This is a genomic window from Actinoplanes sp. CA-030573 (assembly GCF_050951115.1).
In the GTDB taxonomy this organism is placed as follows: Bacteria; Actinomycetota; Actinomycetes; order Mycobacteriales; family Micromonosporaceae; genus Actinoplanes.
Map to the genome: position 1 here is coordinate 4,449,246 of NZ_CP192038.1, position 16,477 is coordinate 4,465,722.

The window sequence follows — 16,477 nt, forward strand, 5'->3', positions numbered from 1 at the left end:
AGGGCTGGTCATGGCTGAGGTTCTGGTGGTTGTCGAGGCCGGTGTCAAGAAGGTCACGCTGGAGGCGTTGACGTTGGCGCGGTCGTTGGGGGCGCCGAGCGCGGTGGTGTTCGGCGACGCGGCGACGGACAAGCTGGCCGAGTACGGCGCTGAGAAGATCTATGTCGCGTCCGGCTCCGATATCGAGGATCATCTGGTGGCGCCGAAGGCGAGCGTGCTGGCGTCGCTGGTGCGGGAGAAGCAGCCGGTGGCGGTGTTGCTGGCCTCGACCCAGGAGGGTAAGGAGATCGCCGGCCGGTTGGCGGTCAAGCTCGACAACGGGCTGTTGACCGATGCGGTGGCGGTGGATGCGGACGGCACCGCGACCCAGGCGATCTTCGCCGGGTCGGCGACGGTGAGGTCGAAGGTCACCCGCGGGATCCCGATCGTCACGGTCCGGCCGAACTCGGTCACCCCCGAGGCGCAGCCGGCAGCGGGAACGATCGAGCAGGTGTCCGTGGCCGTCGGTGAGGCGGACAAGCTGGCCCGGGTGGTGGAGCGGGTGGCGGAGCAGAAGGGGTCGCGGCCGGAGCTGACCGAGGCCGGGATTGTGGTCTCCGGCGGCCGGGGTGTGGGTAACGCGGACAACTTCAAGCTGGTCGAGGAGTTGGCGGATCTGCTCGGTGGTGCGGTCGGCGCGTCGCGGGCGGCGGTCGACTCCGGTTTCTACCCGCACCAGTTCCAGGTCGGGCAGACCGGCAAGACGGTCTCGCCGCAGCTGTATGTGGCGTTGGGTATCTCCGGGGCGATCCAGCACCGGGCCGGGATGCAGACGTCCAAGACGATCGTCGCGGTCAACAAGGACCCCGAGGCGCCGATCTTCGAGCTGGCCGACTACGGCGTCGTCGGCGACCTGTTCAAGGTCGTACCCCAGGCCGCCGACGAAATCCGCAAGCGCAAGTAGGACCGAGGCGCGCGGGCCGGAACGACTATCCGGCCCGCACCTCGAACGTGCCGGCCAGGTCGGCGGCCGAGCTGCCGCCCACCCACACGTCGAACGGCGCCTCGTCGAGCACCCAGTCGCGGGCGACGGCGTTCCAGTACCGGCGGTGCTCGGGGCCGATCACGAACTCGACCCGGCGGCTCTCCCGGGCCGGGATGACGACCCGATCAAAACCCTTCAGCTCCCGTACGGGACGAGAGGCCGTTCCGTAGCGCTGGTGGAGGTAGAGCTGCACGACCTCGGCCGCCTCGCGGTCCGACTCGTTGGCCACCTCGACCGACACCGTGACGCTCTCGTCCGTACCGACCACCTCGCGGTCCACGGTGAGATCGCGGTACCGGAACGTGGCGTAGCTCAGGCCGTGCCCGAACGGGAACAGCGGCGTGCTCTCCTCGTCCCAGTAGCGGCGGGCCTGGTTGTCCGGCTCGTGCGAGGTGGTGTGCGAGTAGATCATCGGGATCTGCCCGGCCGTGCGCGGCCAGCTGAACGGCAGCTTGCCGCCGGGGGAGACGGCCCCGAAGAGCAGGTCGGCCACGGCCGCGCCGCCCTGCGTGCCCGGGTACCAGATGTCGAGGATCGCCGGCACGTTCTCCGCCGCCCAGCGCAGGTCGAGCGGCCGCCCGTTCATCACCAGCAGCACCGTCGGCGTGCCGGTCGCCACCACCGCCTGGATCAGCTCCAGCTGGCGGCCGGGCAGCTCCAGCGACGACCGGGACGCGGCCTCGCCGATCATGTTCTGCCACTCGCCGGCGACCACGACGGCGACGTCGGCGGCCGCGGCGGCCTCGACGGCCCGGGCGAGCTCGGCCTCCGCGTCGAACCCCTCCGGGTCGGTGGGCGCGTTGTTGCCGAACATGTCGAACATCGACGGGAACGTACGCTGACCGGCCGCGATGCCGCGGGCGTGGGTCACCTTGTCCCCGGCTGCGGCGCGGATGCCGTCGAGCACGGTCACGGTCTCGTCGAGGTCGAAGTCGAACACCCAGGGGCCGATCGTGTCGCGCTTCGAGTCGGCCAGCGGGCCGATCACCGCGATCGAGCCCAGCGCGGCCGGGTCGAGCGGCAGCAGGTCACCCTCGTTGCGCAGCAGCACGGCCGAGCGCTGGGCCGCCACCCGGGCCGCCTCGCGGTGGGCCGGATCGGCGAGCACCTCGCGGGCCCGCTCCTCGTCGACGTAGGGGTCGTCGAACAGTCCCAGCCGTACCTTGGCCTCCAAGATCTTGCGAACCCGCTCGTCGAGCACCCTCTCGTCCACGGCCTTGTCCTCGACGGCGGCGGGCAGATGGGCGTAGGCCGGATCAGCGATGGCCATCTCCATGTCCACGCCCGCGGTCACCGCACGCGCACCGGCCTCGGCCAGGTCCTTCGCAAAACCATGAGCGACCAGATTGCGTACGGCGTTGGCGTCGCTCACCACGAAGCCGTCGAAGCCCCACGTCTCCCGCAGCACCTCGGTGAACAGCCAGTGGCTCGCCGACGCGGGCACGCCGTTGAGGTCCATGTAGGCCGTCATCACGTTCCCGGCGCCGGCCTTGATCGCGGCCTCGAACGGCGGGAAGTACACGTTCCACAGCTCGTAGTCGGAGAGGTTGACCTCGTCGTAGTCCCGGCCGCCGAGCGCCGCCCCGTACCCGCCGAAGTGCTTGGGCCCGGCGATGATGTGCTGCTGGAACCCGCGCACCTGGGCCGCCGCGACCGTCGCGCCGAGGAACGGGTCCTCGCCCGCGCCCTCGACGATCCGCCCCCACCGCGGGTCGCGGGCGATGTCGACCATCGGCGCGAACGTCCAGTGGATGCCGACCGCCCGCGCCTCCCGCCCGGCGATCGCCTGGCCGCGCTCGATCGTCTCCAGGTCCCAGGAGGCCGCCATCGCGATCGGCACCGGGAAGATCGTGCGCAGCCCGTGGATGACGTCGAAGCCGAACAGCAGCGGAACGCCGTGCGGGTTGCCCTCGACGCCGAGCCGCTGCAGCCGGTTGATCTCGGCCGGGTCGGTGACGAACAGCAGCGAGCCGGCCCCGCCCTGGGCCAGCTCGCCCTCGACCGCCCGCGGCTGCGCCTCCACGTCCAGCCCGAGGGCCGGGTCGGCCTGGGCGCCGGCCGGCAGCTTGAAGTAGAAGAACTGGGTCAGCTGACCGGCCTTCTCCGCCGGTGACATCTTCGCGAGCAGCTCGTCCGGGTTGGCCATGGTGTGTAATCCTCCGCTGGTGCCGCCGCTTACACGTATAAGCAGCGATGTTACCCGCGCTCGCCGTGGGGTAAAGCCTCTCTGTGGCCGACACTGCGCTCTTCGACGTCGACGGCACCCTGGTCGACACCAACTACCAGCACGCCCTCGCCTGGTACCGGGCCTTCCGCCGGGTTGGCATCACGCTGCCGGTCTGGCGCCTGCACCGGGCCATCGGCATGGGCGGCGACCAGCTCGTACCGGCCGTGGCCGGCGACGAGACCGAGAAGAGACACGGCGACGAGCTGCGCGACGCCGAGACCGAGGAGTTCGACAAGCTGATCGACGAGACCCGGCCCTTCGAAGGTGCGCGCGAGCTGCTGTCGGAGGTGCGCTCCCGCGGCTTCCGGGTCGTGCTGGCCAGTTCCGGCAAGAAGAAGCACGTGGAGCATTTCATCGACCTGCTGAACGCCCGCGACCTGGCCGACGCCTGGACCACAGCCGACGACGTCGAGAACAGCAAGCCCGCCCCCGACCTGGTGGAGACCGCCCTGCACCGGGTGGAGGGCGCCGCGGGCATCATGATCGGCGACTCGACCTGGGACTGCATCGCCGCCCGCAAGCTGAGCGTGCCGACGGTGGCCGTACGAACCGGCGGCTTCGCCGTGGACGAGCTCACCGAGGCCGGCGCCGTCCAGGTCTACGACTCGTTGGTGGAGATGCGCGAGCGGCTCGACGAGACGCCGCTGCGGGCCGCCGACTGAGCGCCGCCCGCGACTGCACCCACACCGCCGATCCGGCCCTTCCCGCCCACCCCGCCGACCCCGCCCTCTGAGGGTGGGGCCACCCTACGGCTCGGTTGTGACATTTTCCGGGCTGTCCACAGCGTCGGTCGCCGTCGCCGCTCGGTGCCGTCACCGCCGAATCTTGATGACGTTGAGCGGGACGGGGCGCGCCACATCATCAGGGCTGTGGCGCCGAACGAGTGCCGGAGCGGCTGATCCACTCGTGGCGCGTATCGGTGAGCAGAGCAAATGGCGCGCAAACGAGCCAACCTCGCTCCGGGCCGCCGCCGCCACGCGCGCCAATCTTGATTAATTCCAGATTAGGGCCTAGGGTTCCTCGGGTGACCGACCACGAGGCGCAGCTCTGGGCGGCCTCGTTGCGGGTGACCCGGCCCCGGCTGGCCGTTCTCGCCGCGCTCCGAGAGCACCGGCATGTCGACACCGACACGGTGATCGAGCTGGTGCGCGCCGATCAGCCGACGGTCTCCCACCAGGCGATCTACGATGTGCTGCGGGCGCTCACCGACGCCGGTCTGGTGCGCCGCATCCAGCCCGCCGGTGCCACGGCGCGCTACGAGACCCGGGTGGGGGACAACCACCATCACGTCGTCTGCCGCTCCTGCGCTGCCATCGCGGATGTCGACTGCGCCGCCGGTCACACCCCCTGTCTCACCGCCTCGGACGACCACGGGTACGTGATCGACGAGGCGGAGGTCGTCTATTGGGGCGTCTGCCCCGAGTGCCAGAAAACCGCCCGCTCGGAAGAAGGAAGCAAATGAGCGACAACCTGGACCCGAAGGCCTCCGGCTGTCCGGTCGCGCACGACTCGGTGACCGCGCACGGCAGCGAGAGCGAGAACCCGGCCATCGACTCGCCGAAGCCGCGCACGGGCGGCCGGCCGCGCACGAACCGGGACTGGTGGCCCAACCAGCTCGACCTCTCCGTGCTGCACGCCCACTCGAACAAGGGCAACCCGCTCGGGCCCGACTTCAGCTACGCCAAGGAGTTCGCGAAGCTCGACGTCGAAGCGCTCAAGCGGGACATCACCACGGTCCTGACCACCTCGCAGGACTGGTGGCCGGCCGACTTCGGGCACTACGGCGGCCTGATGATCCGGCTCAGCTGGCACGCCGCCGGCACGTACCGGATCGAGGACGGCCGCGGCGGCGCAGGTGACGGCGGGCAGCGCTTCGCCCCGCTGAACAGCTGGCCCGACAACGCGAACCTGGACAAGGCCCGGCGCCTGCTCTGGCCGGTCAAGGCAAAGTACGGCCAGAAGATCTCGTGGGCCGACCTGCTGGTGCTGGCCGGCAACGTGGCGCTGGAGTCGATGGGCTTCAAGACCTTCGGCTTCGGCTTCGGCCGCGAGGACGTGTGGGAGCCGGAGGAGATCTTCTGGGGTCCCGAGGACGCCTGGCTCGGCGACGAGCGCTACGTCTCCGAGAGCACGATGTCGCCGACCGTCGGCGCGACCGAGATGGGCCTCATCTACGTCAACCCCGAGGGCCCGAAGGGCAGCGCCGACTTCCTGGCCGCGGCCCACTTCATCCGGGAGACGTTCGGCCGGATGGCGATGAACGACGAGGAGACCGTCGCGCTCATCGCCGGCGGCCACACCTTCGGCAAGACCCACGGTGCCGCCGTCGCCGACAACCACGTCGGTCCCGAGCCCGAGGGCGCCCCGATCGAGGCGCAGGGCCTCGGCTGGCTCAGCACCAACGGCTCCGGCAAGGGTCCCGACACCATCACCAGCGGCCTCGAGGTCACCTGGACCGACAAGCCGACCCAGTGGAGCAACCGCTTCTTCGAGATCCTTTTCGGGTACGAGTGGGAGCTGACCACGAGTCCCGGTGGCGCGAAGCAGTACGTCGCCAAGGACGCCCCCGAGATCATCCCGGACCCGTTCGACCCGGCCAAGAAGTACAAGCCGACGATGCTCACGACCGACCTGGCGCTGCGCTTCGACCCGACGTACGGCCCGATCTCCCGCCGCTTCCTGGAGAACCCGGACGAGTTCGCGCTCGCCTTCGCCAAGGCCTGGTACAAGCTGCTGCACCGCGACATGGGCCCGGTCAGCCGCTTCCTCGGCCCGTGGGTGCCCGAGCAGCAGCTCTGGCAGGACCCGGTGCCGGCCGTCGAGGGCGAGCTGGTCGGTGAGGCCGACATCGCCGCGCTCAAGTCGGCGGTGCTCGACTCGGGCCTCAGCGTGACCGAGCTGATCTCGGCCGCCTGGGCCTCGGCCGCGAGCTTCCGCTACACCGACAAGCGGGGCGGCGCGAACGGCGCCCGCATCCGGCTCGAGCCGCAGCGCAGCTGGGAGGTCAACCAGCCGGTCGCGCCGGTCATCGAGGCGCTCGAGGGCATCCAGCAGAAGTTCAACGCGGCGGGCGGCGCCAAGATCTCGCTGGCCGACCTCATCGTGCTGGCCGGCTCGGCCGCCGTCGAGAAGGCCGCGAAGGACGCCGGCGTCGAGGTGACCGTGCCGTTCCACCCGGGCCGCACCGACGCGACCCAGGAGCAGACCGACGTCGAGTCGTTCAAGGTCCTCGAGCCGCGGGCCGACGGCTTCCGCAACTACCTGCGGCCGGGCGAGAAGACCCAGCCCGAGGTGCTCCTCGTCGACCGGGCGTACATGCTGAACCTGACCGCGCCCGAGATGACCGTCCTGGTCGGCGGTCTGCGCGCGCTCGGCGCCAACGTCGGCGGCTCGCAGCACGGCGTGCTCACCGACAAGCCCGGCGTGCTCACCAACGACTTCTTCGCCAACCTGCTGTCGCCGGGCACCCGGTGGAAGGCGTCGGAGAACGAGGAGCACGTGTACGAGATCCGCGACCTCGCCACCGACCAGGTGAAGTGGACGGCGTCCGCGGTCGACCTCATCTTCGGCTCGAACTCGCAGCTGCGGGCCCTGGCCGAGGTCTACGCGAGCGAGGACGCCCACGGCAAGTTCGTGACCGACTTCGTCAAGGCCTGGACCAAGGTCATGGAGAACGACCGCTTCGACCTCGTCTGATCGTTCCGATGTGGTGCGCCCGGCCGATCGTGATGATCGGCCGGGCGCAGTACTTTATCGGGTGCCGTTGAGCGTCGACGGCACTCGCGGACCGCTCACCGGCGGCCGGTGAGCCTGGACCGACGGCGCGCTCAGCGTCGAGGCGGTCGCTGAGCCCTCGGGGTCGGTGGGCAGCGGCACGAGGAACGGCTGGTACTCGCCCTCACACACCTTGCCCTTGGCCGGCAGGGTGAGCTTGAGCAGGTACGTGTCGATCGCGCCGGTCGCGCAGGCCGACGTGCCGTACGACGTGTGGCCCCAGTTGGTGTTCGACAGCAGGCGGCTGTTGGGCAGCCGCTTGGACGCCGAGACCGCGTCGTCGTAGTTGGTCGCCGGGTCCCACTTGGTGCCGACGATCAGCACCGGGGACGCGGTCTTGCGGTTCCAGGGCCCGGTGTACGCGTCCTCGTCGCGTACGGTCCAGGTGTTGCGCGCGCACTGCGCCGTGCTCCAGCCCCACGCCCGTCCGAAGTAGGGCGCCCGCTTGTCGGCCTGGGCCATCAGCGCCGGCCACTGCCCCGCGTCCTTCGGGTGCAGCGCGTCGGTGCAGTCCACGCCGGCGAAGGACTCGAAGCCGTTGTCGTACGGGAAGTCCCGCGCCGCCTTCTTCTTCGCGTCCCGGATCCGCTTCAGCAGCCCGGCCCGCGCGACGGCCTTGGCCTTGGCGCTCGCCGGGTTGAGCAGCGTCCAGATGTACTGCGCGTCCTGGGTGACCCAGTCGCCCGCTCCCACGTCGTACAGGTCGCCGAGGATGCCGCCGACGAAGTCCGCGTACGTGATCGTGAAGCTGCCGTTCTCATCGGAGACCACCAGCGGCTTCGCCCGCAGCTTCTGGGCGATCACGTCGAAGTTCTTCACCGGGTTGCCGGCCGCGAACGCACAGTACTTCTCGCCGGCCTTGTCGCAGCGCTTCAGGATCTCCTGCAGCGCCCGGTACGCCCCGTCGGCCGAGTGCAGCCGCGCGTCCTGCTCCAGGTTGGCGGTCTTCTTGGTGCCCACCCAGTGCTCGGGGTCGAGAACGCCGTCGACCACGATGGCGCGGAACCGGTCCGGGAACATGTTGGCGTAGTACTGGCCGATCGCGGTGCCGTACGAGAAGCCGAGGTAGTTCAGCTTCTTGTCACCGACCGCGCGGCGCAGCACCTCCATGTCGCGGACGACCTCGGCCGTCGACATCGAGCCGGACAGCGGCTTACCCGTGGTGGAGCAGGCCTTGCCGAACTTCTTGGCCGCGTCGACGTACTTCTTCTCCTCGGCCTTGCCCCACGGGAACGCCACGTTCATCTGGCCGAGCACCGCGGTCTGGTCCTTGACCGACTTGAAGCACTTGACGTTGTCGCTGAACGCGATGCCGCGCGGGTCGAAGCCCACGATGTCGAAGCGGTCGACGACCGACTTGCTCAGGAAGTCCGGCGCCGCGTACGCGATGCCGGTGCCCGATCCGCCGGGGCCGCCCGGGTTCAGGAACAGGCTGCCGATCTTGTGTTTCTGGTCCTTGGCCTTGATCCGGAGAACGGCGATCTCCGTCGTGGCGCCCTTCGGGTTGTCGTAGTCGAGCGGGAGCCGGGTCGTGGCGCACTCGGCGATGTCGTAGCACTTGTACCAGCCGAGCTTCGGCGTCGGCACGCTGTCGACCCGCTTGCGCTCCTGGGCGCTCGTGTGATCGGTCGTGGCGGCGGCCGCCGAGGCCGGCGCCGCGGCGCCGGCGACGAGCACGCTCGCCACCAGCCCGGCCACGAGGACGGTTCTGCCGAGACGTGGCATGCACTATTCCTTCCGTCGATCTTCGCGCGGCCTCATCGCCGCGCTCGGCATAGTAGGAAGTGAATGCCACCCATTTACCTGGACGTTTTTCGAATCACGTCACAATGTTTCTCACGGGGCAAAGGTTGCTCGATTTAGTAGCGATTTCCGGCCGCATTTTCATCGGTTCGTCGACTGTGGATGGCACGATCTGGCGAGTCGGGAAGCCGACATGGCCGACCCCGGGAGTGCCGGTCAGCCCGGGCAGCGAGCACCGACCGAGAGGGAGACGGTCGTCGTCCGGCCGTCCGCGCTCACCTCGAGCGGCACGCAGGCGGCCCGGTCCAGGGAGAGCCCGCCGGGAAACGCCAGCCACGCGCCGGGATGCGAGGCCGGCGCCGGGCAAGCCGGGATGTGCAGGACGCCGGTCCACTCGGCCGCGTGGTTGCCCCACGCGATGGCCACGCGCGAGGCCCACGAGGCCGGCACGGTCAAGGTCGACGCGCGCCCGCTGTGCACGAGCAGGCCGGTCTTGGCGAAGAGCCGGTGCGGCGCGGTCCCGGCCGCGTCACCGGCCTGCACGACGGAGGTGTCCAGGGCGACCGCGTCGAGCGAGCCGCCGTAGGGCGCGGCCACCGACGGCTCGACGCCGATCGGGCTGTCGCAGTCGAGGCTCGCCGTCCCGGCGGGCCGGCCGGCCGGGCTCGGCGACGCCGTCGCGTTCGACGTTGCCGCGGCGCTGGGAACGGGCGGCGGTGGCGCGGGCGCCGGTTCGCGGGTACACCCGGCCGTGCAGCAGGCGACCACGATCACGGCGACCGTTCTCGTCAACCGCATCGTGCTGCCCTCCAGCCGTCCAGGGTCACAGGCTCGCATTGCCATGACACCGCACGGCCGTTCCCGGTTCCCGGCGCTGTCCGCGGAGGGGCCGGGGAGCTACGTGGTCTCGGAACGCCGGTCGAACCGGTAATGCAACACGATCGTCCCGGTGCGCGACCACGCGGTGCTGTGTGCGGCGAGCCTGTGGTACCAACGCCAGCCGCGGGGGAACTCGGCGACCTCCGGCTCCCGGCTGAGCAGGATTTCCCGTACGAGATGAAGCCGTTGGTCCCACTGCTCGGGCTCGCGGGGATCGTCCATGCCCGGGAACCGGATGAGGCCGGCCACCGAGCTCGTGCCCCGGGCGTGCCGCGCCACGCGTACGGCGAACCGGGTGTAGCTGTTGAAGATGATCTCGCCGCTCGGGAAACGGTCGAGCAGGCGCTTCCACAGGGTGATCAGCTCGTCGCGGGTCAGGAAGCCCATCAGCCCGTCGGCGGCGATGACGGCGGGCCGGCCGGCGGGGATCGCGTCGAGCCAGCCCGGATCGCGCACGTCGGCGGCGATGACGTTCCCGCCCGGGACCAGGCGGCGCCGGGCTTCGGCAACCTCGGGGAGGTCGACGTCGTACCAGTCGGCGGCCGGGAACGACGGCAGGCGAGCGAGGCGGGTGTCGAGGCCCGCGCCGAGGTCGAGGCCGATCGCGTCCGGGTTGCGGGCCCGGAACGCGGCGGCGACCTGGTCGAGCTTCCGGGCCCGGAGTGCGACGTTGAGGATCAGGTTGGTGTCCGGGTGCAGCCGGCCGAAATCGTAGCCGACCTCGTTGACGATGCGGCCGGCCTGGGCGTCGCCGAGGATCGGCCGGTCGCGCCGGGCGTCGAGGGCCCGCGCGTACAGGGTGAGGAAGAGGCTCTCCTCCAGTGGGGTGAAGGTCGTCGAAACAGTCATACGGTGAGCCTCGCGCCGCGGCGGCGCGAGCACGTCCACCGGAGGGTGGAAATCAATCCAGGAGCGCGAGGCTGCGGGCGCGGGCCACCGCGGCGGTACGGCTGTGGGCGCCCAGCTTCCGGTAGAGGTGAATGAGGTGCGTCTTGACCGTGCTCGCCTCGACGTGCAGCCCGGCTGCGATCTCGGCGGTGGAGCAACCGGCCGCCACCAGCCGGAGCACCTCGCGTTCCCGCTCGGTGATCGGTTCGGCGAGCGGTTCGGCACGAGGCCCCCGCAGGGATGCCAGTTGCCTCCGCAGCCAGCCCAGCCGGTGCCGGGCGGCCAGATCCCGGGCGATCTCGAGGTGGCGCCCGCCCCGGCCGGCGGCGACCAGGATCCGGGCCGGGGTGACCGCCGCCGCCTCGACGCCCGGCGCGCCGAACCGCAGCATGTCGGCGAGCGCGCGCGGCTCGACCGGGCCGGGCCAGGCCACCCCGGTGGCCCAGTCGAGAGCCTCGTCGATCTCCCCGCGGGCCAGCAGCACCCGCGCCTCGGCCGCCTCGAGCAGCCGGGTGACCATGGTGTACGGACCGCCCTTGACCAGCGGCCGCACCTCGTCGAGCACCGCCTCGGCCGCGCCTGGGTCTCGCTCCGCCAGATGAAGCCGCACCACCGGGAGCGCGCCCAGCACCACCAGCGGCGGCGCGTCCCCGAACTCGCGCGGCGCCGCCATCCCGTCGATCGCCGGTGGCCACGCGGCCGCGAGGTCGCCCTCGTCGATCAGCAGGTCGGCCAGGACGGTCCGCAGCCGGCCCACCATCTGGTCGCCGCCCCGGGCCAGCGCCGACCGGGCCGCGGTCAGCGCCGCCCGGTGAGCGCCGCGCAGCCTCAGCACGTTGATCTGCTGCGTCGTGGCCGTGAGGCTTCCCTGCGCCAGCCCGGCCCGTCGCGCCATCCGCGCCGCGTCGGCGAAAGCGCCCTCGGCCTCGTCGAGCCGGCCCAGCGCCAGCATCGCCTGCCCCAGGCTCATGGCGGCGACGTTGCGGTAGGCCTCGTCCTCCGCGCGAAGATCGCGCAGGGCCCGGGAAGCGAGCTCCCGCGCAGCGTCCGGCGCCACGTCCGGCGCGACCGTCGCCAGGTAGGCCCGCGTGGCCGCCACCGCACCGGCGTCGGCCGCCACCGCCGGACCGGCGGCGGCCTCGACCCACCGGACCGCCTCCTCCAGCTCGACCCGGTGGATCAGCAGCCAGGCCCGCGCCAGGCACAGACGCGGCCGGGCGAGCAGCACCTCCTCCGGCAGCGCCGCGAGCCACTCGGCCAGCGGGGGATGGATGGCCATCGTCGCGAACAGCGACGGCGCCAGCTCCGCGATCCACTCCGCCGCCTCCGCGACCGCGCCACCGGCGAGCGCGTGCCCGATCGCCTCCGGCAGCAGCCCGGCCCGGCCGAACCACGCCGCCGCCCGCCGGTGCGGCGCCGTCTGGTCCCGGCCGGCACGGGCCCGCAGCGCGTCGGCGAACAGGTGGTGATAGCGATACCAGATGCCCTCGTCGTCCAGCGGCACCAGGAACAGGTTGGCCCGTTCGATCTGCGAGAGGAGATCGCGTGCGTCCGAGGTGTCCAGCAGCGCGTCACACAGCGGCGCGCACATCCGGTCGAGCACGGCGGTGGCGAGCAGGAACCGCCGGACCGGTGCCGGCTGCCGGTCCAGCACCTCGGTCGTCAGGTAGTCGGCGACCAGCCGATGCCGGCCGGCGAAGGCGGCCACGAACGCCGCCGGGTCGGTCCGGTCGAGCAGGGCCAGCCCGGCCAGTCGGAGGCCGGCCGCCCAGCCCTCGGTGCGCTCGACCAGCGCCGCCACCTGCTCCTCGCCGAGATGGCCGCCGAGGTGGCCGCCGAGTGGGCCGCCGTGCCCGGCTCCGGTCAGGAGCGCCGACGCCTCGGCCCGGGTGAAGGCCAGCTCCGGCGCCCGCATCTCGGCGAGCTGACCCCGGGCGCGCAGGCGGGGCAGCGGCAGCGGTGGGTCCTCGCGGCCGGCGATCACCAGATGCAGGGCGGGCGGCAGCCGCTCGAGCAGGAACGTGATCGCGGCATGGATGTCCGGTGATCGGACGAGGTGATAGTCGTCCAGCACCAGCAGGCCGGGCGTGGTGAGCGCCGCGAGGTCGTTGACGATGCCGGTCACGACGGCCTCGGCCGGTGGGGTCCGCGCCGCATCGAGACGGCTCAAAGCCGTACCGCCGCAATCGGGAACGACGGCCCGCAGCGCGGCGATCAGATAGCGCAGCACCTGGCCCGCGTTCCGGTCGTTCTCGTCCAGCGTGAGCCAGCCGGCCGGCCGGTCCAGGTGAGCCAGCCAGGAGGCCAGCAGGCTGGTCTTCCCGGAGCCGGCCGGCGCCGAGAGCAGTGTGCATCGCGCCGTCGTGAGACCGGCGTCGAGCCGATCGAGCAGACGCGGCCGGGCGATCAGACCAGGGTGCGGCTTGGGCGCGAACAGCTTGGTGGTCAGCAGCGGAAACCCGGAGACGCGTACGGCGAGGGCGGCCGCCGCCTCGGTCAGGCGCGCGCCGGTCAGCTCCTCGCCCTTGCCCAGGTAGAGCTTGTGCTGGCGCCCGGCCGCCGTGCGGTAGGCGACCCAGTAGGCCCCGCCGCGCTGCCGGCGCTCCTTGCGTGCGGTGTAGCTGCCGGCCGGCGCGCGGAACGAGAACGACCGCGCATCGTCGCCGCCGAGCCAGGCGAACCAGGCGGGGGAGTCCACGGTCAGCTCCGCCGCGGTGCCCCGCAGCCGGCCGTCCACCACCGTGGGAACGCGCATGAGATACCCAAAGTACCCAACGCCGCGCCGGCCCGGCTAACTTGTCGTCCAGGAGGTACTTCATGACGCCGTCGGCACGCGTCGTGCGGGCCGCGGAACGCAGCGACGCCGCCCGGGAACGGGTGCTGCGATCGGCGTTGCGCGCCATCGCGGCGAAGGGCTACCAGGGCTCCACCGTCTCCGCGATCGCCGCCGACGCCGGGCTCACCACCGCCGGCCTGCTGCACCATTTCCCCAGCAAGGAGCACCTGCTGGTGGCGGTGCTGGCGGAGCGGGACCGGCTCGACGCCGCGCATTTCCGGCTCGACGGGCTGCGCGGCCTGGCCGCCCTCGACCGGCTGGTGGAGCTGGTCCGCTACAACACGATGCTGCCCGGGCTGGTGCAGGCGTTCACCGTGCTGATGGGCGAGTCGGTCGGCGGCGGCCACCCGGCCAATGCCTGGTTCCGCGATCGGTACCCGCGCCTGCGCGAGGTCATCGCCGCGGCGATCCGGGACGGCGCCGAGGCCGGCGAGATCCGCGCCGACGCCGACGGCGAGGCGATCGCCGCCCAGGTCATCGCCATGATGGACGGTCTGCAGGTGCAGTGGGTGCTCAACCCCGACGAGGTCGACATGGCCGCCGTCTTCGCCGGATACATCGCCGCGCTGCGGGTTTACCTCGACGTAACAAATAGGTAACGAGACCGACCGCGCGGTTCGTGGAACGAGTAGACCTGTATCGATCGCTGCTTTCTCGCTCAGGGAGTCAGCATGGCCGAAAACATCAGTCGTCGCTCACTGCTCGCCGCCGGTGCGGGTGCCGCCGCCGGCCTCGTCATCCCCGGCGCCGCCGCCCAGGCCGGCGGGCACCACGACCATCCGACCACGGTCCGCTTCGTCCTCAACGCCGTGACGCTCGACGGCGGTGAGCAGGTCGTCTCGCTCACCCTCGACGCCTCCCGGCTCGGGCCGATCGACCCGGCGAGCCTCACCACCGGCACGTTCGCGGTGCACGCCAAGGCCACCAGCCCGATCCCGATCGCACCCGGGGACCAGATCTTCAGCGAGTACGACCTGGACCGTCCCGTGACCGCGGCCCGGCTCGACCGGCACGGGAACATCGTGCTCGACCTCAGCTACGCCGAGGGCCAGGTCGGCGGCGGGACGCTCGGCTACATCGTGAGCAGGGGCCGCAACGTGCGGCTGGACCTGGTCTACACGATCACGCAGAACGCGCCGCTGCGCCGCCGCCACGGCGGACCGGTGACCATCTCGCGGTTCGTGCAGGGCCGGCTGGTCAACCCCGAGGTCGACGCGTTCAGCTACCACACCGGCGGCGGCCTGAAGTACCGGCTGTTCTCGCCGCACCACTCCCGCCGCCACAGCCCGCTGATCGTCTGGCTGCACGGCGGCGGCGAGGGCGCGTCCCTGCCCGACAACTACTACGACAACGAGACCACGCTGCGGGCCAACCGCGGCGCCCTGGGCTTCGCGACTCCGTCGGCCCAGAAGATCTTCTCCGGCGCGTACGTCGTGGCGCCGCAGAGCACGTCCTACTGGATCGAGGACGGCCCCCGCTTCGCGCCGCAGATCCGCCAGATCATCAACGACCTGGTCCGGCGTCACCCGATCGACCGCGACCGCATCTACGTGGCCGGTTGCAGCAACGGCGGCTACATGAGCCTCGAGATGACCGTCCTCTACCCACAGCTGTTCGCCGCCTCCGTCCCGATCTGCGGCGTCGTCGAGCCCTTCGTGCCCGGCGGCCCGCCCCTGGTCCCCGACGAGGCCCTGGCGAAGATCAGCACCCCGACCTGGCTGGTCGCCTCCCTCGACGACGACACGGTCAACCCCCAGCGCAACACGATCCACGCGCACGACCTCATCCCGGGCGCCAAGATGTCCCTCTACGAGCACGTGATCTGGAACGGTCACCAGTTCCCGGGCCACTGGTCCTGGATCTACGTGGCCCGCAACGACCCGAGCATCAACGGCACCCACATCTGGCAGTGGATGGCCCACCAGCGGCGGCGGTGACGGTCCGTTCGCCCGGACAGCCCGCCGGCCGGCCGGCAGCGTCGTGAAGGCGCCGCCGGCCGTCCGCCGTTGTGGACAACTCGGCGAAAGTGTCGGACCCGGGTGCTCAACTCACCCCACCCACAACGGGTGGGGTCGGGGCATGCACTTGATCCCGCGCCGGGAGGTCGGGGGCCCGGCCTGCGGCCGGGGCCGCGGGCGCCAGCCGCCACGCGAACTGGTAGATGCCGCCGAGCGCGGGACCGCTGGTCTGCCAGGTGTGCACGTTGGCGGCCCCGTCCGCGGTGCTGGTCCGCAGCAGGCGGTCCTCGCTCCACGTGCTCTCTTGGCCGGTCACCGTGACGTCGGCCGCCGGGAAGGCGAGCGTGATCGACAGGTGGCGGGTGGGCCAGCGGACCGCGCGGGCCAGCCAGTCGCCCCACTGCGTCCAGTGCAGCGACCACCCGCAGGCGACGACGGCGGTGTCGCCCGGGTAGACCGGCTGCGGGCTGCCGGCCGGCGCGAACAGGATGTCGAGCCGCTTGTAGGCGGGCCGGTCCCGCACCGTGGTCCACGGCGCCGGCTCGCCGTCGAGAGTGGCCCAGAATCCGGCGCGGGAGATCTCGACCGGGTTGCCGGTGTAGAAGCTGCGCGACCGGTCCGGGTCGTCCGGGCAGATGTCCGGCTCGATGCGGGTCGGGAACCGGGTGAGCGGCCGTTGACCGGTGTTGCGCAGGTGCCGGACGATCACGATCTGATAGACGCCGTCGGCCCCGAGCGTGACCGTGCTCTGCTCGGACTCGATGATCACCTCGCTTCCGGAGGCGACCGGCGCCGGGGCCGGCGGGGTGCTGTCCGGCCCGTGCACCTCGCGCCAGTACTGGCCGAACGCCTCGGTCAGCGCGCCGTCGGCGGCCAGTGCGTCCTCGGCCCGGCGGGCGAACTCCGGGGTGGGCCGGTGCCGCCCGTGCTCGACGTGGCTGATGTAGGACGGGTCGACGCCCATCCGGAACGCCAGGTCCTTCTGGCTGAGCTGACGCCGGTGACGCAGGGCGGTGAAGGTCTGGCGAAAGGCAAGATCGGGGCTGCCGGTGATGGTTCCCATCGGCGAAACACCTCGCATCCGGGACTCCAGAATGGGCGGCCCGCGCGATCGGGCGCAAGGTGACGCCCTCCACGGCGCCGCTGTC

12 protein-coding genes are annotated in these 16,477 nt (G+C 71.5%); 6 read left to right on the top strand and 6 right to left on the bottom strand.

Features of this window, described 5'->3' with window-relative positions; translation table 11 throughout:
- Positions 1–10 precede the first annotated feature (10 nt).
- Positions 11–943: an electron transfer flavoprotein subunit alpha/FixB family protein gene (locus ACQP2F_RS20730; protein WP_433306415.1), complete on the top strand. Its 933-nt coding sequence runs from the start codon at positions 11–13 to the stop codon at positions 941–943.
- A gap of 25 nt (positions 944–968) precedes the next feature.
- On the opposite strand, the gene ACQP2F_RS20735 is transcribed toward ACQP2F_RS20730, so the two are convergent.
- Entirely contained in the window at positions 969–3,170 is a 2,202-nt protein-coding gene (locus tag ACQP2F_RS20735; protein WP_433306417.1) for a glycoside hydrolase family 3 N-terminal domain-containing protein, read from the bottom strand.
- Between the two features lie 83 nt (positions 3,171–3,253).
- Between ACQP2F_RS20735 and ACQP2F_RS20740 the strand changes: the two genes are divergently transcribed.
- From ACQP2F_RS20740 to katG, 3 genes are all read left to right on the top strand, one after another.
- Positions 3,254–3,913 (top strand): HAD family hydrolase, encoded by a 660-nt coding sequence (locus tag ACQP2F_RS20740; RefSeq protein WP_433306418.1) that lies wholly within the window; start codon positions 3,254–3,256, stop codon positions 3,911–3,913.
- A gap of 362 nt (positions 3,914–4,275) precedes the next feature.
- Positions 4,276–4,713 (top strand): Fur family transcriptional regulator, encoded by a 438-nt coding sequence (locus ACQP2F_RS20745; RefSeq protein WP_433306420.1) that lies wholly within the window; start codon positions 4,276–4,278, stop codon positions 4,711–4,713.
- Complete coding sequence (katG, locus tag ACQP2F_RS20750; RefSeq protein ID WP_433306422.1) at positions 4,710–6,947, top strand: catalase/peroxidase HPI; 2,238 nt, start codon at positions 4,710–4,712, stop codon at positions 6,945–6,947. Before ACQP2F_RS20745 ends, katG begins: the two co-directional genes overlap by 4 nt.
- Before the next feature lie 54 nt (positions 6,948–7,001).
- On the opposite strand, the gene ACQP2F_RS20755 is transcribed toward katG, so the two are convergent.
- The 4 genes from ACQP2F_RS20755 to ACQP2F_RS20770 form a co-directional block, all read right to left on the bottom strand.
- Positions 7,002–8,750: an alpha/beta hydrolase gene (locus ACQP2F_RS20755; RefSeq protein ID WP_433306424.1), complete on the bottom strand. Its 1,749-nt coding sequence runs from the start codon at positions 8,748–8,750 to the stop codon at positions 7,002–7,004.
- A gap of 234 nt (positions 8,751–8,984) precedes the next feature.
- A complete protein-coding gene (locus ACQP2F_RS20760) occupies positions 8,985–9,566 on the bottom strand; it encodes a hypothetical protein (RefSeq protein WP_433306425.1) in 582 nt (193 codons plus the stop codon).
- A gap of 99 nt (positions 9,567–9,665) precedes the next feature.
- On the bottom strand, positions 9,666–10,496 hold the full coding sequence (locus tag ACQP2F_RS20765; protein WP_433306427.1) for a class I SAM-dependent methyltransferase: 831 nt from the start codon (positions 10,494–10,496) through the stop codon (positions 9,666–9,668).
- 52 nt (positions 10,497–10,548) lie between these two features.
- The gene (locus tag ACQP2F_RS20770; protein ID WP_433306429.1) at positions 10,549–13,290 is read right to left on the bottom strand and encodes a LuxR C-terminal-related transcriptional regulator; all 2,742 of its coding nucleotides are present in this window, start codon (positions 13,288–13,290) and stop codon (positions 10,549–10,551) included.
- Between the two features lie 62 nt (positions 13,291–13,352).
- Here ACQP2F_RS20770 and ACQP2F_RS20775 point away from each other — a divergent pair, with 62 nt between their 5' ends.
- Both ACQP2F_RS20775 and ACQP2F_RS20780 read left to right on the top strand, forming a co-directional pair.
- Entirely contained in the window at positions 13,353–13,970 is a 618-nt protein-coding gene (locus ACQP2F_RS20775; RefSeq protein WP_433306431.1) for a TetR/AcrR family transcriptional regulator, read from the top strand.
- Positions 13,971–14,042: 72 nt separating this feature from the next.
- The gene (locus ACQP2F_RS20780; protein ID WP_433306432.1) at positions 14,043–15,308 is read left to right on the top strand and encodes a prolyl oligopeptidase family serine peptidase; all 1,266 of its coding nucleotides are present in this window, start codon (positions 14,043–14,045) and stop codon (positions 15,306–15,308) included.
- Positions 15,309–15,414: 106 nt separating this feature from the next.
- Here ACQP2F_RS20780 and ACQP2F_RS20785 read toward each other — a convergent pair whose 3' ends face one another.
- Entirely contained in the window at positions 15,415–16,392 is a 978-nt protein-coding gene (locus ACQP2F_RS20785; protein WP_433306434.1) for a helix-turn-helix domain-containing protein, read from the bottom strand.
- Positions 16,393–16,477: the final 85 nt, after the last annotated feature.

Bases quoted from the DNA above. Each gene is read 5' to 3' on its own strand.
- ACQP2F_RS20730 (WP_433306415.1), top strand. From the start codon at position 11: ATGGCTGAGGTTCTGGTGGTTGTCGAGGCCGGTGTCAAGAAGGTCACG.
- ACQP2F_RS20735 (WP_433306417.1), bottom strand. From the start codon at position 3,170: ATGGCCAACCCGGACGAGCTGCTCGCGAAGATGTCACCGGCGGAGAAG.
- katG (WP_433306422.1), top strand. From the start codon at position 4,710: ATGAGCGACAACCTGGACCCGAAGGCCTCCGGCTGTCCGGTCGCGCAC.
- ACQP2F_RS20755 (WP_433306424.1), bottom strand. From the start codon at position 8,750: ATGCCACGTCTCGGCAGAACCGTCCTCGTGGCCGGGCTGGTGGCGAGC.
- ACQP2F_RS20760 (WP_433306425.1), bottom strand. From the start codon at position 9,566: ATGCGGTTGACGAGAACGGTCGCCGTGATCGTGGTCGCCTGCTGCACG.
- ACQP2F_RS20765 (WP_433306427.1), bottom strand. From the start codon at position 10,496: ATGACTGTTTCGACGACCTTCACCCCACTGGAGGAGAGCCTCTTCCTC.
- ACQP2F_RS20770 (WP_433306429.1), bottom strand. From the start codon at position 13,290: ATGCGCGTTCCCACGGTGGTGGACGGCCGGCTGCGGGGCACCGCGGCG.
- ACQP2F_RS20775 (WP_433306431.1), top strand. From the start codon at position 13,353: ATGACGCCGTCGGCACGCGTCGTGCGGGCCGCGGAACGCAGCGACGCC.
- ACQP2F_RS20780 (WP_433306432.1), top strand. From the start codon at position 14,043: ATGGCCGAAAACATCAGTCGTCGCTCACTGCTCGCCGCCGGTGCGGGT.
- ACQP2F_RS20785 (WP_433306434.1), bottom strand. From the start codon at position 16,392: ATGGGAACCATCACCGGCAGCCCCGATCTTGCCTTTCGCCAGACCTTC.